The sequence below is a fragment of the Rhizobium sp. R86522 genome (genome assembly GCF_042466255.1).
Classification (GTDB): Bacteria; Pseudomonadota; Alphaproteobacteria; order Rhizobiales; family Rhizobiaceae; genus Allorhizobium.
On sequence record NZ_JAXHBX010000001.1, the window covers coordinates 1,349,502 to 1,369,494 of the forward strand.

The 19,993-nt window shown below is 62.3% G+C and carries 15 protein-coding genes; 10 read left to right on the forward strand and 5 right to left on the reverse strand.

Annotated elements, in window-relative coordinates:
- Nucleotides 1-73 precede the first annotated feature (73 nt).
- Nucleotides 74-1,534, reverse strand: coding sequence for a flagellar biosynthetic protein FliO (locus SJY08_RS06400; protein ID WP_377275055.1), 1,461 nt, complete (start codon nucleotides 1,532-1,534; stop codon nucleotides 74-76).
- A 254-nt stretch (nucleotides 1,535-1,788) separates the two neighbouring features.
- Here SJY08_RS06400 and cckA point away from each other — a divergent pair, with 254 nt between their 5' ends.
- Nucleotides 1,789-4,410 carry a cell cycle histidine kinase CckA gene (gene cckA / locus SJY08_RS06405; RefSeq protein ID WP_377275056.1) on the forward strand — a complete coding sequence of 874 codons (2,622 nt, stop codon included), beginning with the start codon at nucleotides 1,789-1,791 and terminating at the stop codon, nucleotides 4,408-4,410.
- A gap of 91 nt (nucleotides 4,411-4,501) precedes the next feature.
- Here the strand turns inward: cckA and SJY08_RS06410 are convergent, their stop codons facing one another.
- Both SJY08_RS06410 and SJY08_RS06415 read right to left on the reverse strand, forming a co-directional pair.
- Nucleotides 4,502-5,428, reverse strand: a complete 927-nt coding sequence (locus tag SJY08_RS06410) for a pseudouridine-5'-phosphate glycosidase (protein WP_054149779.1) — start codon at nucleotides 5,426-5,428, stop codon at nucleotides 4,502-4,504.
- Between the two features lie 30 nt (nucleotides 5,429-5,458).
- A complete protein-coding gene (locus SJY08_RS06415) occupies nucleotides 5,459-6,403 on the reverse strand; it encodes a carbohydrate kinase family protein (protein WP_300889744.1) in 945 nt (314 codons plus the stop codon).
- A gap of 242 nt (nucleotides 6,404-6,645) precedes the next feature.
- Here SJY08_RS06415 and recA point away from each other — a divergent pair, with 242 nt between their 5' ends.
- From recA to SJY08_RS06430, 3 genes are all read left to right on the forward strand, one after another.
- On the forward strand, nucleotides 6,646-7,734 hold the full coding sequence (gene recA, locus SJY08_RS06420) for a recombinase RecA (RefSeq protein WP_054149777.1): 1,089 nt from the start codon (nucleotides 6,646-6,648) through the stop codon (nucleotides 7,732-7,734).
- A gap of 152 nt (nucleotides 7,735-7,886) precedes the next feature.
- Nucleotides 7,887-10,544, forward strand: a complete 2,658-nt coding sequence (gene alaS, locus SJY08_RS06425; RefSeq protein ID WP_377275057.1) for an alanine--tRNA ligase — start codon at nucleotides 7,887-7,889, stop codon at nucleotides 10,542-10,544.
- Nucleotides 10,545-10,681: 137 nt separating this feature from the next.
- A complete protein-coding gene (locus SJY08_RS06430) occupies nucleotides 10,682-11,947 on the forward strand; it encodes a diguanylate cyclase (RefSeq protein WP_377275058.1) in 1,266 nt (421 codons plus the stop codon).
- A 5-nt stretch (nucleotides 11,948-11,952) separates the two neighbouring features.
- Here SJY08_RS06430 and SJY08_RS06435 read toward each other — a convergent pair whose 3' ends face one another.
- Nucleotides 11,953-13,587, reverse strand: coding sequence for a SulP family inorganic anion transporter (locus SJY08_RS06435; RefSeq protein WP_377275059.1), 1,635 nt, complete (start codon nucleotides 13,585-13,587; stop codon nucleotides 11,953-11,955).
- A gap of 205 nt (nucleotides 13,588-13,792) precedes the next feature.
- Here SJY08_RS06435 and SJY08_RS06440 point away from each other — a divergent pair, with 205 nt between their 5' ends.
- On the forward strand, nucleotides 13,793-14,317 hold the full coding sequence (locus SJY08_RS06440) for a hypothetical protein (RefSeq protein ID WP_377275060.1): 525 nt from the start codon (nucleotides 13,793-13,795) through the stop codon (nucleotides 14,315-14,317).
- A 33-nt stretch (nucleotides 14,318-14,350) separates the two neighbouring features.
- Here SJY08_RS06440 and SJY08_RS06445 read toward each other — a convergent pair whose 3' ends face one another.
- The gene (locus SJY08_RS06445; protein ID WP_054149773.1) at nucleotides 14,351-15,565 is read right to left on the reverse strand and encodes an NADP-dependent isocitrate dehydrogenase; all 1,215 of its coding nucleotides are present in this window, start codon (nucleotides 15,563-15,565) and stop codon (nucleotides 14,351-14,353) included.
- Nucleotides 15,566-15,785: 220 nt separating this feature from the next.
- Here SJY08_RS06445 and SJY08_RS06450 point away from each other — a divergent pair, with 220 nt between their 5' ends.
- The 5 genes from SJY08_RS06450 to SJY08_RS06470 all read left to right on the forward strand — a co-directional run bounded on the left by SJY08_RS06450 (nucleotide 15,786) and on the right by SJY08_RS06470 (nucleotide 19,966).
- Entirely contained in the window at nucleotides 15,786-16,304 is a 519-nt protein-coding gene (locus tag SJY08_RS06450) for a hypothetical protein (protein WP_377275061.1), read from the forward strand.
- Nucleotides 16,301-16,888: a hypothetical protein gene (locus SJY08_RS06455; protein WP_377275062.1), complete on the forward strand. Its 588-nt coding sequence runs from the start codon at nucleotides 16,301-16,303 to the stop codon at nucleotides 16,886-16,888. The genes SJY08_RS06450 and SJY08_RS06455 overlap by 4 nt, the downstream gene beginning before the upstream one ends.
- A 67-nt stretch (nucleotides 16,889-16,955) precedes the next feature.
- A complete protein-coding gene (locus SJY08_RS06460; protein WP_377275063.1) occupies nucleotides 16,956-17,789 on the forward strand; it encodes an RNA methyltransferase in 834 nt (277 codons plus the stop codon).
- A complete protein-coding gene (gene murI, locus SJY08_RS06465; protein WP_377275064.1) occupies nucleotides 17,767-18,597 on the forward strand; it encodes a glutamate racemase in 831 nt (276 codons plus the stop codon). The genes SJY08_RS06460 and murI overlap by 23 nt, the downstream gene beginning before the upstream one ends.
- 142 nt (nucleotides 18,598-18,739) lie before the next feature.
- Entirely contained in the window at nucleotides 18,740-19,966 is a 1,227-nt protein-coding gene (locus SJY08_RS06470; RefSeq protein ID WP_377278499.1) for a hemolysin family protein, read from the forward strand.
- Nucleotides 19,967-19,993 lie beyond the last annotated feature (27 nt).

A 19,993-nucleotide genomic window follows, 5' to 3' on the forward strand; every position in this document is an offset into this window, starting at 1 on the left:
GAACGAGTTCAGACCCGCCATTGGCGGGTCTTTTCGATTTTGCGGCATGCTTTGATGCCAGAGCCGTAACCCGTCACGGATTTCGGCTGGCCGACATCTCGCCGAAGATCCGGGCAATCTCGTTCTGCAGATTGGGTTCGGGAGCCGGCTGTGGGGCGTTGGGTGTTGCGGCAGTTGCGCGATTTGCTTCCGGCAAAATGGCGGCAATCGGCGGGCGCGGGCGGTCGGCGCGGGTTTCAGGCAGGATCTGCGGCGTTTGAGGCGCCGGCTGCGGCGCCGGGTCCGTGGCCAGATGCAGAGCCATTTCTTCTTCGAGGACGCGCTCGAAATCGCTCATGTCTCGCGCTTCGGGTTCGGCCGGTACGCCAGAAGCCTCGCTTTCGACCTGCGGTTCAAAACGTTCCGGTTCCACGAGACGGGAGGTTGCGGGCGCTTGAACCGGCACAAGAACCCGTTGGCGTGCCGCTTCCAGCAGATCTGCTGCGGCGGGCGCATCGATGACGGTGGGCGCTGCCGCTTGCGGTCCGACCTTGATGTCCTCCACCTTAGGGGCATCAAGCTCGTTCCTCATGATCGGCTCGACCGGCTCAACCCTGAAAGCTTCAATCGGAGGCGTGCCGCTCGTCTTGGCCTCCGAGGGGCTGTCACCCCTGTCGAGCATCGGCTCATTGCGGCGCATGACCTGTTCGACGGCGGCAGAAGCGGTTGCGGTTGGCGCAGGTGCGACCATCATCGGCTCAAGGCTTGCGGTCGGCTGGGTTGCTGACGGCTCGACAGGCGGTTCAGGGCGCGCGATCGGTTCCATTGCGGGCGACTGGACCCGAACGGGAGGCGCAATCTCCGGGCGTCTTGCGGTGGTCACGGCCGCAGCCGCTATGGGGGCCGCTGCGGCGGCCGCAACTGCTGCCACCGGGGGTGCTGTCACCACGTTCTCGACGGCAGGTTCGGGGCCGCGCACAGGTGCCGCTTGCTGACGACGCTGCTCGACCACAGGCGTCGGCGCGGGCTGGGGATCGGCCGGCGGAGAAACGGTTGCGGGCCGGGGCGTTTCCGCGGCCACAGGGCGTCTGGCCGGCGCTTCTGCTGCGCCATTGGCCACAATGGCAGGCGATGCCACAGCGGGGGATGCGATGGCCGGTGCGGCCGGTTCGGTCGCTACGAGCGCCGGTTGAGCAGCGGGTTTGGGTAAATCCTGCTGCTCGGCCAAAGCCTGGGGCTGGATTGGTCTTGCGCTGAGATAGGGACGTTCGTCGCCGATACCGCTTTCGATCACGATGTCGGTCGGGCCACCGATCATCACGAGATGCTCGACATTGTCGCGGCGGACCAGCACGATCCTGCGGCGAGTGTCGACGGCTGCGGCATCAAGCACTTGCAGCCGGGGCTGGCGGTTGCGGCCGCCACGCACAAAAGGCGAGGGAGCCCGGTTGCGCAGAATCCAGAGCACGATGAACAGGCAGAGCAGAGCGAGGCTGACGCCGAGTGCCGCCACGAGAAAACGATTGCCATAGGCCGAGATCAGGTCATCCAGCATGTGCGTGCTCCTTTTGACTGGCTTTCTGGCAGAAGACGGCCCCTTCCGCAATCTTGCGTGCGACCGCGCCCCTGTCGCCGGGGGCGGAAGGTCGGGCAAGATCGGCCAGGATTGCGGCATTCCTGTGGGGGAGCGGCTGGGCGGAGCCGTATGGCCCTTTCTTTGCTTTTTGCAGCTACGGCATATTGATAAACAGGTGGGAGCGCCAATTCTCGCTAGGTCGGATCTTCCGTGCGCTTAGGCAAGAGGCATCAATGACACGAAAGCAGTATGATCGAGATGGAGACGGCCCGCTGGTCGATCGCCGTAATGGCGTCGGCATGGCGTTGCGCATCCTGCTGCTCGCCCTTGCCCTGATCGCGGCGTCCGCCGCCTTCATCTTTTTCCGCGACCAGCTCGACAATCAGGTTGTGCTTGGCGTTCTCGGCATCCTTGCGATGATGGGGATCTTCTTCATCGTGTCCGCGGTGATCGGTTTCGTCGAGGTCATGCCGCAGTCGAACAACGACACGCTTGCGCGCCGTTTCCTCGCAAGCCAGCCGGATGGCACGCTGATTACCGACAGCGAAGGCCGCATTGTCTTCGCCAACGTGGCCTATGGCACGATGACCGGCGCGCGCAAGCCAACGGAGGTGCAGACACTCGAAGCGCTGCTCTCGCGTTACCGGGAATCGAGCGAGGCGCTCTACCGCCTGACCAATGGTCTTCGCGAGGGGCGCGACAGCTACGAGGAATTCCGGCTGCTGAAGCCGCTCGGCAATCAGACGGTCAACGGCTCGGGTGCACACTGGTACCGGCTGAAGGCGCGGTTGTTGTCGGGCGAAGGACGTGGCAAGCCGCTGCATGTCTGGCAGATTTCGGACATCACCGCCGAACGTGACGATCAGGAGCGCTTCTTCAAGGAATTGCAGCACGCGATCGATTATCTCGACCATGCCCCCGCCGGTTTCTTCTCCGCCGGCCGCAAGGGCGAGATCTATTATCTCAACGCGACGCTCGCCGAATGGCTGGGTGTCGATCTCACCCAGTTCAATCCGGGCTCGATGACGATCTCGGATCTCGTGGCCGGGGAAGGCATGGCGCTGATCGATTCGGTGCAGGCCGAACCGGGCCAGGCTCGCACGGAAACCCTCGACCTCGATCTCAGGCGCGTGAACGGCCAGAGCCTGCCCGTGCGCCTCGTGCACCGCGTCCGCGCCGCCCGCGATGGTGCGCCAGGTGAAAGCCGGTCGATCGTGCTTGCGCGGAGCCAGAGCGAGAACGGCGACCAGTCCAATTCGGTCGCTTCGATGCGCTTCACCCGCTTCTTCAACAATACGCCGATGGCGATCGCCTCTGTCGACGGCGAGGGCCGGATCCTGAGGACCAACGCCCCGTTCATGAAACTCTTTGCCGATATCATCTCGCGGGACGAGATCGAACGGCACGGGCTGATCGAGGTGGTTCTGCACGAGAGCGAACGTGAAGGCTTCCGGGGCGCGCTCGCCGCCGCCATGGACCGACAGGTGGACATCTCGCCGATCGACAGCCGCCATCCGACAAATGACAGCAGGCATTTCCGCTTCTACGTGAACGCCGTGATCGACCAGAGCGACGAGGCGCCGGAAGAGGCGGCGATCGTCTATGCCGTCGACGTGACCGACCAGAAGGCGCTTGAGGCGCAGATGGCGCAGACGCAGAAGATGAACGCGGTGGGAACACTCGCCGGTGGCATCGCGCATGACTTCAACAACGTGCTGACGGCCATTCTTCTGTCCTCCGACCACCTGCTTCTGCAGGCGCGGCCGTCGGATGCAAGCTTCGCCGACCTCATGGAGATTAAACGCAACGCCAACCGCGCTGCCGTTCTTGTGCGGCAGTTGCTTGCCTTCTCGCGCAAGCAGACAATGCGGCCGAGTGTGTTGAACCTCACCGATGTGATCGGCGACCTCAGAATGCTGGTCGATCGATTGATTTCGGGCACGAACGTCAAGCTCAAGGTCGAATACGGCCGCGATCTCTGGCCGGTGAAAACAGACCTGTCGCAGTTCGAGCAGGTTCTCATCAACCTCTGCGTCAATGCGCGCGATGCGATGCCCGATGGCGGTTCGATCACCGTTTCGACACACAACATAACTGCCGAGCAGGCCGAAGGCTTTGGTTATCGCGGTCTGCCGTCGGAAGACATGGTGCTGGTCGAGGTGGCCGATACCGGCACCGGTATTGCGCCCGAGATCATGGACAAGATCTTCGAGCCCTTCTTCACGACGAAGGAAGTCGGCAAGGGTACGGGCCTCGGGCTTGCGATGGTCTACGGCATCGTCAAGCAGTCCGGGGGCTACATCTATCCCGAGTTCGAGGTCGGCAAGGGGACGACTTTCCGCATCTTCCTGCCGCGCCACGTGCCCGAGGTTCAGCCGGTGGCCGAAGGCCAGGTCCTGGCCTCCGTCAGCGGTGACACGATCACGGTTGCGACGGCCAGTGCCAAGGCTGAGGCGCAGGATGCTCCTGATCTCACAGGCAAGTCGGCCGTCGTTCTTCTCGTCGAGGATGAGGAGGCCGTTCGGCGCGGCGGTAAGCGCATGCTTGAGACGCGCGGCTATACCGTGCATGAGGCCGGCTCCGGCGTCGAGGCGCTCGACATCATGGAAGAGCTCGACGGGGCGGTAGACATCGTCGTCTCCGACGTCGTCATGCCCGAGATGGACGGCCCCACCCTGCTCACCGAGCTGCGCAAGAAATATCCGGATCTGAAGTTCATCTTCGTGTCGGGTTATGCCGAGGACGCCTTTGCCCGCAATCTGCCGGCCGACGCCAAGTTCGGCTTCCTGCCGAAGCCCTTCTCGCTCAAGCAGCTGGCCGTCGCCGTGCGTGAAATGCTGGATGGCGAAGGCTGAGGGCGTTTGTAGAGTTATGGAGTGTGCTTGAAACAAAGAACCCGCCGGATCGCTCCGGCGGGTTCTTTTCTTGTCACGTGATGTGTGGCTGTCAGCCGTTCATGGCGACGGCGATCTCGGCTGCCAGGCGGGCATTGTTCTCGACCAGCGCAATATTGGTCTTCAGCGAGCGACCGCCGGTCAGGTGGAAGATGTTGTCGAGCAGGTATGGTGTCACTGCCTTGCCGGCGATCTCGTCGCGTTCGGCATTGGCAAGCGCCCGGCTGATGTAGATTTCCATCTCCTCGCGCGGGATCTCGTCGCCTTCCGGAACCGGATTGGCGATCAGCATGCCGCCATCGATGCCGAGCTGGTCGCGCATCTTCTGGAAATTGGCGATCGCGGCCGGGCTCTGCAGGTTGAGCAGGCTCTTCAGGCCCGAGCTGCGCGACCAGAAGGCGGGGAAGTCTTCGCTGTCATAGGTGACGACGGGCACGCCGCGCGTTTCCAGAACTTCCAAGGTCTTCGGAATGTCGAGGATCGCCTTCGGGCCGGCCGAAACGACGATCACTGCCGTGCGCGCCAGTTCTTCGAGGTCGGCGGAGATGTCGAAGCTTTCTTCGGCGCCACGGTGCACGCCGCCAATGCCGCCGGTTGCAAAGACATGGATACCGGCGCGGTAGGCGGCGATCATCGTTGCTGCAACGGTCGTCGCACCGTTGCGCCGCTCGGCGATCGCAAAGGCGAGATCGGCGCGCGAGAGCTTCATCACATGCTCCATCTGCGCCAGCGCCTCGAGCTCTGCCGGTTCCAGGCCGATATGCAGCACGCCCTTGATGACGGCAATGGTCGCGGGCACGGCGCCCTGCTGGCGCACGATGTCTTCGACGCTGCGGGCCATCTGCAGATTGCCCGGATAGGGCATGCCATGGGTGATGATCGTCGATTCAAGTGCGACGATCGGCGCGCCGCGCTGCTTGGCGGCGCTGACTTCGCTCGAATAGGTGATGGGCAGAAGGGGCGAGATGGAACGGGTCATGGGGGGATCTTCCGTTAGAAATTCAGGGTCTCATGACAGGAAACGGGCCGGCGCGACAAGAGCCATCTGACGTGCAAGCTTTTCCGGGGAGAGATTTTCATCGGTGGCATTGGGACAGGCGAGCGTGATCGCGGCACTTGCCGTGCCATGGCGGAGCGCTTCGTCCAGTTTCGCGCCGGACAGGCGGGCATGCAGGAAACCGGCGGCGAAGGCATCGCCGGCCCCGGTGACGTCGGCGATCTGCTCGAGCGGCTTCGGCTCTATCACGGCGACGCTGCTCTCATCGAAGACGACGGTTAGGCCGCTGCCGCTTGTGACGCTGCCACCGCGCAAGCCCTTGGCGCGCAACAGGTCCGGCCAGTCCTCCGGCCGCTCGGGGCGCTGACCGGCAATCGCTTCAGCCTCAGCACCATTCATGAAAAGATGGGTGAGCAAGGGCAGGGCGCGCGCGAATTTCACCACCTTGGCAGGTGAAATCGCGATGGCCGACAGCCCCTTGCCGGCCGCATGGCAGGTCGCCGCCAGTACAGTCAATGTGTCTGCCGGCAGGTTGGCGTCGGCCAGAACATGATCTGCCTCGGTCAGGCTGTCGCGCAGCGACCGCGCCCGCATCCGCCGCGCTGAAAAGGCGTCATACAGTGCCATGTCGGCAAGGGCGATGACCAGATTGCCGTCGCGCTCAAGGATGGCCGTGTAGCTCGGGGTCGCGCGATCGAGGAACATCACGGGCTGGTCGTCGAGACCGGCGCGTTCGGCTGCATCCGCCACCATCTGGCCTGCCGCATCGCCGCCGCGTGGCGCAATCAGGCGGACCGAACGGCCCAAGCGGGAGAGATTGCAGGCCGCGTTGAACACGCCGCCGCCCACCTCCTCGAACCATTGGCCGGGATTGCTGGCGCCCGGCTTCGTCTCTGCAAAAATGCGGCCGCGTCGGTCGATATGGGCGCCGCCGATCGCCAGGATTTCGATCGTCATGGGCATGCCTCCAGCATCGTCGAAACACGAATCGAACCGCTACCCGGCCGCGTTGACTTAGCAGCTACGCCCGCCACGCGCGGACTCGTGCAGGCGCGCGGAACATCATTCGAACACGCTCTCGAAAACGATTGAGATTCAACCGCTTGGCTTGCTCTTGCAAAATGAGAACAAAAAGAGTACATATTCCCCATCGGCGGCTTCATTGCCTATGCGGCCTCAATAACCTAAAGGTGGATCAAATGGCACAGAATTCTTTGCGGCTTGTAGAGGACAAATCGGTGGATAAAAGCAAGGCATTGGAAGCGGCGCTCTCGCAGATCGAACGGTCGTTCGGCAAGGGCTCGATCATGAAACTCGGCGCGAACGAGAGCGTGGTCGAAGTCGAGACGGTCTCGACGGGGTCGCTCAGCCTCGATATCGCGCTCGGCATTGGCGGCCTGCCGAAGGGGCGCATCATTGAAATTTACGGGCCTGAAAGCTCGGGTAAGACGACGCTTGCGCTGCAGACTATCGCCGAAGCGCAGAAGAAGGGCGGCATCTGCGCCTTCGTCGATGCCGAACATGCGCTTGATCCTATCTATGCCCGCAAGCTCGGCGTCGATCTGCAGAACCTCCTGATTTCGCAGCCGGACACCGGCGAGCAGGCACTTGAAATCACCGATACGCTGGTGCGCTCAGGCGCGATCGACGTGCTCGTGGTCGACTCGGTTGCTGCGCTGACGCCGCGTGCGGAAATCGAAGGCGAAATGGGCGACAGCCTGCCGGGCATGCAGGCTCGCCTGATGAGCCAGGCGCTGCGCAAGCTGACGGCCTCGATCTCCAAGTCGAAGACGATGGTCATCTTCATCAACCAGATCCGCATGAAGATCGGCGTCATGTTCGGCTCGCCGGAAACGACGACCGGCGGTAACGCGCTGAAGTTCTACGCCTCCGTGCGTCTCGACATTCGCCGTATCGGTGCTGTCAAGGATCGCGAAGAGGTCGTCGGCAACCAGACCCGCGTCAAGGTCGTCAAGAACAAGATGGCGCCGCCCTTCAAACAGGTCGAATTCGACATCATGTATGGCGAAGGCGTCTCCAAGACCGGTGAGCTCGTCGATCTCGGCGTCAAGGCGGGCATTGTCGAGAAATCGGGGGCCTGGTTCTCCTATAACAGCCAGCGTCTCGGCCAGGGGCGTGAGAACGCCAAGCTCTTCCTGCGCGACAATCCTGCGGTGTCCCAGGAAATCGAGATGGCGCTGCGCCAGAATGCCGGACTGATCGCGGAGAAATTCCTTCAGAACGGCGGGCCCGACGCCAACGACGGTGATGTTGCCGACGACGCGTAAACTGCCCTCCATTTTCGACTATCGTGTCGGCCGCGTTTCCTTCGAGACGCGGCCGGTTTTCGTTTCGGCTGCTGGACAGGGATGAAGCCGGGCGATAAAAGCCATTGATTTTGCAAATTGGCCGGCTTCCCGGCCTGAATGAAGGGCGTGACATGAGCGGTGTAAACGACATCCGGTCGACTTTTCTCGATTACTTCAAGACGAACGGTCACGAGGTCGTTTCCTCCAGCCCGCTGGTGCCGCGCAACGACCCGACGCTGATGTTCACCAATGCCGGCATGGTGCAGTTCAAGAACGTCTTCACGGGTCTTGAGCAGCGCCCCTACTCGACAGCTGCGACCGCGCAGAAATGTGTTCGCGCCGGCGGCAAGCACAACGACCTGGACAATGTCGGCTATACCGCGCGCCACCACACCTTCTTCGAAATGCTCGGCAATTTCTCCTTCGGTGACTACTTCAAGGAACGTGCCATCGAGCTTGCCTGGAACCTGATCACCAAGGAATTCGGCATCGACCGCAACCGCCTGCTGGTCACCGTCTACCATACGGATGATGAGGCCCATGGCCTCTGGAAGAAGATTGCCGGCCTCTCGGACGACAAGATCATCCGCATCCCGACCAGCGACAATTTCTGGGCGATGGGTGATACCGGCCCCTGCGGTCCATGCTCGGAAATCTTCTACGATCATGGCGACCACATCTGGGGCGGCCCTCCGGGCTCGCCGGAAGAAGACGGCGACCGGTTCATCGAAATCTGGAACCTCGTCTTCATGCAGTATGAGCAGGTGACGAAGGAAGAGCGTATCGACCTGCCGCGGCCGTCGATCGACACCGGCATGGGTCTCGAGCGCGTTGCGGCCCTCCTGCAGGGCAAACACGACAACTACGACATCGACCTGTTCCGCGCATTGATCGACGCCTCCGTTGATCTCACCGGTGTGAAGGCCGAAGGCGAGCGTCGCGCGAGCCACCGCGTCATCGCCGACCACTTGCGCTCGTCCGCCTTCCTGATCGCTGACGGCGTGCTTCCTTCAAATGAAGGTCGTGGCTACGTGCTTCGCCGCATCATGCGCCGTGCGATGCGTCACGCGCAGCTGCTCGGCGCGAAAGATCCGGTCATCTACAAGCTGCTGCCGGTCCTCGTTCAGCAGATGGGCCGCGCCTATCCGGAACTGGTGCGCGCCGAGGCGTTAATCTCCGAGACGCTCAAGCTCGAGGAAACCCGCTTCCGCAAGACCCTGGAGCGCGGCCTGACGCTGCTGTCCGATGCGACGGCTACCCTCGACAAGGGCGACAGCCTCGACGGCGAGACCGCCTTCAAGCTCTACGACACCTATGGCTTCCCGCTCGACCTGACCCAGGACGCGCTGCGCGGCCGGGGTATCGGCGTTGACCTCACCGGCTTCAACGATGCCATGCAGCGCCAGAGGGCCGAAGCCCGTGCCAGCTGGGCGGGCTCCGGTGACAAGGCCCAGGAGACCGTCTGGTTCGAGCTCAAGGAAAAGTTCGGCGCAACCGAATTCTTGGGTTACAGCTCGGAGACCGCCGAAGGCCAGGTCCTGGCCGTCGTCAAGGATGGCAAGGTCATCGAGCAGGCGAGTGCCGGTGACGAGGTGCAGATCGTCGTCAATCAGACGCCGTTCTACGGGGAGTCCGGTGGCCAGATGGGCGATACCGGCGAGATCGTTGGCGAAGGCTTTTCGCTTGCCGTTAGCGACACCCAGAAGAAGGGCGAGGGCGTCTTCGTGCATGTCGCGACCGTCCAGAACGGCGTGGTCAAGGCCGGTGGCGCGGTTCAGCTGAACGTCGATCATGCCCGTCGCTCGCGGCTGCGCTCGAACCATTCCGCTACCCATCTTCTGCATGAGGCACTGCGCGAGGTGCTCGGCACGCATGTCGCCCAGAAGGGTTCGCTCGTTGCACCCGAGCGCCTGCGTTTCGACATCTCGCATCCGAAGCCGATCTCGGCCGACGAGCTGAAGGTGGTCGAGGAGATGGCAAACGAGATCATCATCCAGAATGCACCGGTCACCACCCGCCTGATGGCGGTTGACGATGCGATTGCCGAGGGCGCCATGGCGCTGTTCGGTGAAAAGTATGGCGACGAGGTTCGCGTCGTATCGATGGGAACGGCGCTGCGTGGCGAGAAGGCCGGCAAGTCCTACTCAACCGAACTTTGCGGCGGCACGCATGTGTCGGCGACCGGCGATATCGGGCTGGTTCGTCTGGTCGGAGAAAGCGCCGTGGGTGCCGGTGTGCGCCGCATCGAAGCGCTGACGGGTGAGGCGGCGCGCGCCTATCTCGCCGAGCAGGACGAGCGCGTGAAGACGCTCGCTTCGACGCTCAAGGTTCAGCCGACTGACGTCGTCGCCCGTGTCGAGGCCCTCGTCGACGAGCGCCGCAAGCTCGAGAAGGAGCTTGCGGATGCCAAGCGCAAGCTCGCCATGGGTGGCGGCGCATCGGGCGGTGCCGAGGCACCGAAGCAGGTGAACGGCATCAATTTCATCGGCCGCATCCTGGCTGGCATCGACGCCAAGGATCTGAAGGGCATGGCTGATGAGGCGAAGGCCGATCTCGCGACCGCTGTCGTCGTCCTGATCGCAGTTGCCGAAGATGGCAAGGCGAGCGCTGTGGTCTCCGTCACGCCTGACCTGACCGACCGTTTCAGCGCCGTCGATCTGGTGCGCGTGGCCTCTGCCGCGCTCGGCGGCAAGGGCGGCGGCGGACGTCCCGATATGGCCCAGGCCGGTGGTCCGGATGGTGCTGAGGCCGAGGCAGCGATTGCTGCAGTGGAGGCAGCACTTGCCTGATCTGATTGCATTTACGGGATGATCGAGGCCGGGCTTTGCCCGGCCTTTTTCGTTTGAGATTATCGGGATTTACCAATTACTTTTCAATTTCCTTCAGCCTTGCGTGCTAAGTCACAGTCCTCTTTGAGGTTCGCGACTTGGCCCAAGTTTTCCACATTCCGACGCTTACCGTTTGCCTGGCGGGAACGCTGATCATGGTGTCGGGCTTTCTGACCCTGCTCTGGACCCATGAGCGGGACAACCGAGCCCTGGGTTTCTGGGCGCTGGGTTTCTCGGCCGGTGCGCTCGGCATGATTCTGGTCAGCCTTCGCGACCTGGCCCCGCCGTTCATCGCGCTTGGTCTCGGCAATGGGCTTGGGATTTTCAGTCTTGGCCTGATCTGGCTCGGCTGCCTTGCCTTCGAGGGCGAAACCAGAAAGGGAGCTGGTTTGGTTGCGGCGGCGGGCGGTATCGTCTGGCTGTCGCTTTTTGCCGTGCCGACATTTGTCGCAGACTTGGGCGTCCGCATTTTCGTCGCCTCCGTCCTCTATTCGGGCTATTCGTTCCTGATCATGCCGGTCCTGTTTCGGGGGCAGCGTCGCGAACCTCTTCCCGCTCGCATGCTCGCGCTCATCGCCTTTGGAACGCATGGGGCCGCCTATCTCATCCGTATCCCGATGCAGTTCGTCGAGCCGGTGCAGCTCGTCGCCGGGCATGCGCCATTCTGGTATGGCGCCATGACATTCGGCTTCTTCCTCCAGGGGCTGGTTGCCGCATTGGCTATCTTTGCCATGGTGCATGAACGGGCCACACGCCGATACAAGATCGCCTCCGAAACCGATGCTCTGACCCTCTTGCGCAACAGACGGGCGTTTATCGACGCCATCACCCGGGCGCGTGCCGATATGGGCGGTTCAGCGCCAGGTGCGGTGCTCGCAGTTGTTGATGCGGATCATTTCAAGCAGGTCAACGATACTTACGGCCACGCCGCAGGCGATACGGTTCTGATGCAACTCGGCCGCCTCTTAACACGTGAGGTTCCCGAGGCTGGCATCGTCGGGCGTCTGGGTGGCGAAGAATTCGGTGTCTATCTGCCGGCCAGTGTCGTGCTGCGTCAGCCGGATCTCTTGGATGTTCTGCGTATCCATGTCAGCAGCATGATCGTCCACCATGAGGTTCTGCTACCGACGATAACCGTCAGCATCGGTGCGGCGTCGCTACCCTCCGGGCCTCTCGATTTCCCCCGTGCCCTGGCGCGCGCCGACAAGGCGCTCTACGTTTCGAAGAAGGCCGGGCGCAACCGGGTGACCTGGGGCGGCTTGGACTGTCCTGCGGATAGCCAGCACCATCCCCAGGCGACAGAAACTTCCCCCGAAGCGGCTTCCCCCGAAGCGGCTTCCGCCGAATCAAGGTCCGCAGCCTGATCGGTTCAGTCGTGACCTTGCGCCGGGCCATTGGCGAGGGTTTCGCGTGCTTCTGCGAGTGTTTTCACGAAGTGGACGCCCGTTTCCGGGATTTCCTGATGATGCAGCATCGTCTTCAACTCGCTGCGTTCCGTGACAACATAAACCTCGACGCCGTGGCGGACGGCCTTGCGGATCACGCTTGCCAGTAGATTGACGCCTGAGGTGTCGACGAAGCGGATCCCGGTGCAGTCGAGTACAAGGTTGCGATGGTCGTCCCCGATGCGGTCGAGCACCGCGCCGGCCGCTGCCACGGCGCCGAAGAAGAAGGCGCCGTCCAGGCGATAGGTGACGGTCGCCGTGTCCGTCGCATCAAGCGGCTTTTCCGGCCCTTCGGCGGTCACGCGAATGTTCTTCGACATGTGGTGGATGAACTGTAGCGCGGCCAGCGAAAAGCCGACCACGATGCCTTCGGTCAGGTCGCGGAAGACGACGAGCAGGAATGTGACGGCGAGGATGAGTGCTTCGCCGCGCGAGGAGCGGACGAGGGCGGCAATCGCCGATTTCTCAACCATGTTCCAGGATACGACGGCGAGCACGCCCGCGAGTGCTGCCAGCGGGATATAGGCGGCAAGCGGGGCGGCGACCAGCATGAAGGCAAGCAGGAAGGCCGCATGCAACATGCCGGAGACGGGGCTCGTGGCGCCGGCTCGCACATTGGTCGCGGTGCGCGCGATCGTGCCTGTCACACAGATGCCGCCGAAGAACGCCGAGCCGATATTGGCAACGCCCTGTGCCAGCAGTTCCGTGTTCGACCGATGGCGCCGTCCGGTCATGCCGTCCGCAACGACTGCGGAAAGAAGCGACTCGATCGCGCCCAGGAGCGCAAACGCGATGGCATCCGGGAGAACGGCGATCGCCAGTTCGGGCGTGATGGTCGGCAGGGACGGCAGAGGCAGGCCGGAGGGAATACCACCGAACTTCGAGCCTATCGTTGCGACCGGCAACTGCAGCAGTGCAGCGGCGAGCGAGGCGACGACGACCGCAATCAACAGGCCCGGCCATGTTGGCCGGACCCGGCGCAGGACAAGGATGATGGCAATGGTGAGAGCCGCGATTGCTGCGGCTGAGGGGGAGAAGGCCGGAAGGGCGGCGACAATTGCTTCGAGTTTGTCGGCCAGAGGGCCGGGTTCGCCACCGGGGAATGTCAGGCCCAGCAGTTCGCCGATCTGGCTTGCGAAGATGATCACGGCAATGCCGGCCGTAAAGCCGACGGTCACCGGATAGGGGATGAACTTGATGTAGTCGCCGAGCCTCAGCAGGCCGCAGGCGATCAGCATCAGTCCGGCCATGGCGGTTGCGAGCAGCAGGCCGTCGATTCCGTGGGTGGCAACAGTTGTGCTGACCAGAACGATAAAGGCACCGGCCGGTCCGCCGATCTGGTGGCGGCTGCCGCCCAGAAGCGAGACGAGGAAACCACCGATGATCGCAGTATAAAGCCCACGGTCCGGCGTCACGCCGGAGGCGATCGCAATGGCCATGGAAAGCGGCAGGGCCACGATGGCAACGGTCAATCCTGCCAGCGCATCCGCCTTGAGGCGGCCAAGGCCGTAGCCTTCGCGAAATACGCTGATGGTTTTGGGCAGGATGACGTCAGTCATGGTGGTCGCGCTTGCCGGTGGGGGCGTGGCTGGCCCCTCCCGCCACACCTGTCATTCTATTGGACGCTGAGTCCCGACTTTTGACAACATGGCCAAAGGGATAGTGTCGGTGCGCTGCGCTAGCGGCTCCCAGCGAACGCTGACCGACAGCTGCTGCCAAACCGGTTCTGTTCGCCGTCGCGAATCTTGCCTATGGTGATCGTTGATGAAGACCGAGACAACATATCCCACCCTGATCGTCTATCCGCGCCGGGGCTTTGCCGTCCTCTGGGCGGCGACATCCGCAATCGTCATGTCCGTGGCCTTCGGCGGATTGCTGGCCAGCCTGCTCGGGAGCGGTTGGGCCAGTCCCATGGTGCTGGTCTATCTCGCGCTCCTGGCGCTTTCACTCTTCGGTCTTCGAAGGGGCTGGCAAGGGATTGCAGGGTCGATGCGGCCCCTTGTCGAGCTCAACAACGAAGAGCTGATCGACTATCGCACCGATCGGCGGATCGCCTGGGCATCCATGGTCGAACTGGCGCAGCGGCGCGTCGAAGGGCGCTGGGTGATCGATATCGACCATCTCGGTGAGGATGAACCCGAGCGGCTGGAGACCTATGCGCTCCCGCTTTCGGGCTATCACATGACCGGCCGCAGGCTCGGTGCGGAAATCCGCAAGCGCTTCGACGAGGTCGATCAGGGCGAGGATCTTGCTGATCCAGAATTGGAAAACCCGGCCACGTTGCCGTGACCGGGTTCTGAATGCTCAAACCTTGGCTGCCGATCAGGCGGCCATGGCCTTCTTCAGGTTCTCGTCAACCTTGTCGAGGAAGGCGGTCGTGGAGAGCCACGGCTGGTCCGGACCGATGAGCAGGGCCAGGTCCTTGGTCATGAAGCCTGCCTCAACCGTGTCGATGCAGACCTTTTCCAGCGTCGTTGCGAAGTTGGCCAGCTCGGTGTTGTCGTCCAGCTTGGCGCGGTGGGCGAGGCCACGCGTCCAGGCGAAGATCGAGGCGATCGAGTTGGTCGAGGTTTCCTGACCCTTCTGATGCTGGCGGTAGTGGCGCGTGACCGTACCGTGGGCAGCTTCGGCTTCGACCGTGCGGCCATCGGGCGACAGCAGAACCGAGGTCATCAGACCGAGCGAGCCAAACCCTTGCGCAACCGTATCCGACTGTACGTCACCGTCGTAGTTCTTGCAGGCCCAGACGTAACCGCCGGACCACTTCAGAGCCGAGGCGACCATGTCGTCGATCAGGCGGTGTTCGTAAACGATGCCGATTTCCTCGAACTTCGCCTTGAACTCGGCCTGGTAGACTTCTTCGAAGATGTCCTTGAAGCGACCATCATAGGCCTTGAGGATCGTGTTCTTGGTCGACAGGTAGACCGGCCACTTGCGCATCAGGCCGTACATCATCGAGGCGCGTGCGAATTCGCGGATCGATTCGTCGAGGTTGTACATCGCCATGGCAACGCCGGCGCCCGGTGCGTTGTAGACTTCCTTCTCGATCACTTCGCCGTCTTCACCGACGAACTTGATGGTCAGCTTGCCCTTGCCCGGGAACTTGAAGTCGGTCGCCTTGTACTGGTCGCCGAAGGCGTGACGGCCGACGACGATCGGCTTGGTCCAGCCGGGAACGAGGCGGGGGACGTTCTTGCAGATGATCGGCTCGCGGAAAATGACGCCGCCCAGGATGTTGCGGATGGTGCCGTTCGGGCTCTTCCACATTTCCTTGAGGTTGAATTCCTTGACGCGCTGCTCATCCGGGGTGATCGTGGCGCACTTGATGCCGACGCCGTGCTTCTTGATGGCGTGGGCGGCGTCGATGGTCACCTGGTCGTTGGTGGCGTCGCGGTTCTCGACGGACAGGTCGTAATATTCAATGTCGAGATCCAGGTAGGGCAGGATCAGCTTGTCCTTGATGAACTGCCAGATGATGCGGGTCATCTCATCGCCGTCGAGATCGACGACCGGGTTGGCTACCTTGATCTTGGTCATGAATATCCTCACGAGTTTTTGCCTGACGCGCAGGCGCGGGGAGGGCGCTCTGCCGATGGCCTGCCTATAACATTCTCTCGTTACAAGGCAAACAGCAGAGGCCGCCTTCGGGGAAAATCTCGCTCAGACTTTTGGCGTGCGTTTTCGTCCCAAACTTGGTCCTTATGGCGCGCACGCTTTCAGTTAGAACGGCGGCAGAGAGAGCCTCGGGAGAGTTTTCATGAAGAGCACCTGGATCGTATTGCTGCTGATGCTGTCGTCGGGCACTGCCATGGCAGCGGATGTCACGACGCCTGTTCGCGAAGTGGTGGAGGCGACCGCCCGGAATTGGGCCGAGGGCACCACTGGCCAGGAAGAGGACGTCTTTTCGAAGGACCGGCTGTCTCGCGTGTTCAGCGAGGACTTCGCATCGGCTTTTGAAGCGGCTTCGAAGAATCCGCCCTATGACATTCCCGAAGGAGAGACTACGGGCTTCCCCTTCGACTATGACCCGATCGCGCAGGGACAGGATGGATGTCCCTTCGAAGACATCAGGATCGAGGACGACGGCGACGGGCAGGTAACCGCCCTGTTCGACAACCGTTCCTGTTTTGGTGGCGGCGATGCGCCGGATACCGTCCTGATCTTCCACGTTGTCGAGGAGGGCGGTCGCCCTGTCATCGACGATATCTATCCCGTCGAGAACGGGCAGTCCGGCAGTTCGATCAAGCAGGACCTGAAGCTGCAGGGTGGCCTGTGAACCGCCTCCGCTCCGTCGGCCTCACCGCCGTTGCCGCAATGGTGGGCTTAATTCCGGCAAAGGCGGTCTTGGCGGCCGATCTGCTTGAACCTGTCCGGATCGTGATGAGCATCGCTGGATGGAAAGACAAGGATGCGCCCAAGGTGGAGGCGTCCGGCTATTTCGATGATCGCCTGCTTGCGACGATCTACAGCGCAAGCTTTGTCGACGTCTATCGTCTCGCCGAGAAGACGGACGCGTTGCAGGATGGCAGCGGCTACATGCTCGGCTACGACGTGGTCATCGGCGGCCAGGACAGTTGCGAATTGAAGGATGTCCGCATCGAGGCCCGGGTGGAGCGGGATGGGGTTACCCCCGTCGACGTCTATTTCGATGCCGTCTCCTGCTTCGGCCATGCGCCTGATCTCTCTCGACCACAGACGGTTTTCCATGTCGTCGAGGAGAACGGTCGCTACGTGATCGACAACCTGTGGAGCGATAGCGACCGCGAGGTTGCGCTCGAAAGCTCGGTCAAGGCGCAATTCGCTGCCATGACCAAGGCCTATCTCGATTTCCGGCTGACGGGATCTTGGCCCAAAGAGTAGGCCCTCCTCTTTGCCTGCGGGGTATTTTGTGCCAAGGGGTGCGCGAAATAGCTTTGAGGGAAACGTAATGGCAGGGACGAACAGTGAGCGCGTTCTGCTGGCCGAGGGGCCGGCAATCATTCTGGTGGAGCCGCAACTCGGCGAAAACATCGGCATGGTGGCGCGCGCCATGGCCAATTTTGGCCTGGTTGAGCTGCGTCTCGTCAATCCGCGTGACGGTTGGCCGTCCGATAAGGCCCGTGCTGCGGCCTCCAAGGCCGATCATGTCATCGATGGCACTGTCGTCTATGACACGCTTGAGGAGGCTATCGCAGACCTGAACTTCGTCTACGCGACGACTGCGCGGTCCCGCGACGGCTTCAAGCCTGTCCGCTCACCGGTGACGGCGGCGGAGACGCTCCGAGCCAAGTTCCGCACCGGTGAAAAGACCGGCATCCTCTTCGGTCGCGAAAAGTCCGGCCTGTCGAACGAGGAAGTGGCGCTCGCCGACGAGATCGTCACCTTTCCCGTCAATCCTGCCTTCGCCTCGCTGAACATCGCCCAGGCCGTTCTGCTCATGTCCTACGAGTGGATGAAATCCGGCATGGAGGATGTGCATGGGGTGCCCTTTGACGCGCCGGAACAGCCGCCAGCGACCAAGGAGCAGGTCATCGGCCTGTTCGAACATCTGGAAGAAGCGCTCGATGCGCGCAACTACTTCCATCCGGTCCACAAAAAGGCCAGGATGATCGAGAACCTGCGAGCCGTGTTCAGCAGACGTGCTTTCACCGGTCCGGAGATCCATGTGGTCCGCGGTGTCATCAGTTCGCTCGACCGTTTTGCACGGCCGGGCCAGAGACCGCCTGCGGGAAAGAGCGAGAGCGAGGCTGAGGCTCAGCATGACGACAACCGGGACGCCTGATCTCAAGCCTATCCTGGTCTTCGATTCCGGGATTGGCGGTCTCACCGTCTTGCGCGAGGCGCGGCTGCTGATGCCGGAACGTGGCTTCATCTATGTCGCCGACGATGCCGGCTTTCCCTATGGTGGCTGGGAGGAAGAGCCACTCAAGGCTCGTATTGCCCTGCTGTTCGAAGAGCTTTTCGACCGCTACGATCCAGACGCCGTAATTGTCGCCTGCAATACGGCGTTCACGCTTGCCGGCGCCGATCTCAGGCATCGCTTCCCTGACATGCGCTTCATCGGTACGGTGCCGGCGATCAAGCCTGCTGCGGAACGCACGCGATCCGGGCTTGTCTCGGTTCTGGCGACGCCGGGCACTGTCAAGCGGGCCTATACCCGCGATCTGATACAGTCTTTCGCCTCGCAATGCCATGTGCGGCTCGTCGGCTCCGAAAACCTCGCGCGCATGGCAGAAGCCTATATCCGCGGCGAAACCTTGGATGACGCGGCCGTTCTGGCAGAAATCGCGCCGTGTTTCATCGACAAGGACGGCTTGCGGACAGACATCGTGGTGCTCGCCTGCACCCATTATCCCTTCCTCGCCAATGTCTTTCGCAGGCTTGCGCCCTGGCCGGTGGACTGGCTCGATCCGGCGGAAGCGATCGCGCGTCAGGCGCGGCGGCTTGTCCCGCTCGTCGACGGGGCCGAGCATCCCGATAATTTCGATTTTGCGGTCTTTACGTCCGGCAGCCAGGATTTCTCCACTCGGCGCCTGATGCAGGGCATGGGATTGGCCGTGAAGCCGCTCGACACGCCATTTTTCCGCTGATCTCCCTTTGGGACCTGAGGTGCGCCGTGTTACCTATGAGGCGTTGCCGGACGCTCAGCCGGTGTAGAGGAGCTTAGCCCCTTAGTTGTTTACCGAAATTGCGATTGTTCTCTTTCTGACCGTGCTCAACGGCGTTCTCGCCATGTCGGAGCTTGCGGTCGTTTCTGCCCGTCCTGCGCGCCTCAAGGTGCTTGCGGAACAGGGCAGCCGGGGAGCCGAAACGGCGCTCAAGCTTCAGAGTGACCCCGGTCGTTTTCTGTCCACTGTCCAGATCGGCATCACGCTCGTCGGCGTCCTGTCCGGCGCTTTCTCGGGCGCCACGCTCGGTGCGCGGCTTTCCAGCTGGCTGCAGTTGCAGGGGTTTTCAATTGTCGTCTCCGATGCGCTCGGCGTCGGTACGGTGGTCGTTCTCATCACCTATCTGTCGCTGATCGTCGGCGAACTGGTCCCGAAACAGGTCGCACTGCGCAACGCCGAAGGTGTTGCTGCACGTGTCGCCATCGCGATGTCGGTCCTATCGAGGGTTGCTGCGCCGCTCGTCTGGCTGCTGGACGGGTCGGGCAAGCTGGTGCTTGCCCTTCTCGGACAGAGTGGTGCTGGAGGTGGCAAGGTGACGGATGAGGAAATCCGTACAGTGTTGGCCGAGGCCCACAGCGCCGGTGTCATCGAAACCAGTGAATCCGCCATGCTCTCTGGCGTCATGCGGCTCGCCGATCGGCAGGCACGTGGCCTGATGACGCCGCGTCGCGACGTGCAGATCCTCGATATCGGGGACACGGTGGAGGAAGTCCGCCTGAAACTACGCGAGATCCCCCATTCGCGCATCCCGGTGCGCAGTGGCGATTCCGACGAGATTGTCGGCGTGCTCTTCACCAGGAAACTTTACGAGCAGATTGCCGAAGGCGGCGCGCTCAATCTGCCGGACCTCATCAGCGAAGTGCCCGTAGTCTCTGATCTGGCCAAGGCGTCCGACATCATCGAATCCCTGCGCCGTACCGCTCTGCATATGGTCCTCGTCTACGACGAATACGGCCATTTCGAAGGCATCATCACCTCCGGCGACATTCTCGAAGCCATTACCGGTGCTTTCAGTCAGGACGAGACGGAAGAGCAGGCGATGGTGCAGCGCGAGGACGGCTCCTATCTGGTGGCCGGCTGGACCCCCGTCGACGAGTTCATCGACATCATCCGTGTGCCGATCGATCCGGATCCGGACTACACGACCATTGCCGGCTTCGTACTGGACGAACTGAAGCGGATCCCCGAACTCGGCGAGAGTTTCGTCAAGGGCGACTGGCGTTTCGAGGTGATTGTCCTCGATGGCCGCCGGATCGACAAGCTCCTCGTTTCCCGCGCCGTCGAGGTCTAAAGTCGACGGACGCCCTGCGACAATTTG

What these genes read in the sequence shown, in the direction of transcription:
- murI (WP_377275064.1), top strand. Translation starts at nt 17,767, where the DNA reads ATGACGACAACCGGGACGCCTGATCTCAAGCCTATCCTGGTCTTCGAT.
- SJY08_RS06440 (WP_377275060.1), top strand. Translation starts at nt 13,793, where the DNA reads ATGAAGACCGAGACAACATATCCCACCCTGATCGTCTATCCGCGCCGG.
- SJY08_RS06415 (WP_300889744.1), bottom strand. Translation starts at nt 6,403, where the DNA reads ATGACGATCGAAATCCTGGCGATCGGCGGCGCCCATATCGACCGACGC.
- SJY08_RS06445 (WP_054149773.1), bottom strand. Translation starts at nt 15,565, where the DNA reads ATGACCAAGATCAAGGTAGCCAACCCGGTCGTCGATCTCGACGGCGAT.
- SJY08_RS06400 (WP_377275055.1), bottom strand. Translation starts at nt 1,534, where the DNA reads ATGCTGGATGACCTGATCTCGGCCTATGGCAATCGTTTTCTCGTGGCG.
- SJY08_RS06450 (WP_377275061.1), top strand. Translation starts at nt 15,786, where the DNA reads ATGAAGAGCACCTGGATCGTATTGCTGCTGATGCTGTCGTCGGGCACT.
- SJY08_RS06470 (WP_377278499.1), top strand. Translation starts at nt 18,740, where the DNA reads ATGTCGGAGCTTGCGGTCGTTTCTGCCCGTCCTGCGCGCCTCAAGGTG.
- SJY08_RS06460 (WP_377275063.1), top strand. Translation starts at nt 16,956, where the DNA reads ATGGCAGGGACGAACAGTGAGCGCGTTCTGCTGGCCGAGGGGCCGGCA.
- cckA (WP_377275056.1), top strand. Translation starts at nt 1,789, where the DNA reads ATGACACGAAAGCAGTATGATCGAGATGGAGACGGCCCGCTGGTCGAT.
- alaS (WP_377275057.1), top strand. Translation starts at nt 7,887, where the DNA reads ATGAGCGGTGTAAACGACATCCGGTCGACTTTTCTCGATTACTTCAAG.
- SJY08_RS06410 (WP_054149779.1), bottom strand. Translation starts at nt 5,428, where the DNA reads ATGACCCGTTCCATCTCGCCCCTTCTGCCCATCACCTATTCGAGCGAA.
- recA (WP_054149777.1), top strand. Translation starts at nt 6,646, where the DNA reads ATGGCACAGAATTCTTTGCGGCTTGTAGAGGACAAATCGGTGGATAAA.
- SJY08_RS06435 (WP_377275059.1), bottom strand. Translation starts at nt 13,587, where the DNA reads ATGACTGACGTCATCCTGCCCAAAACCATCAGCGTATTTCGCGAAGGC.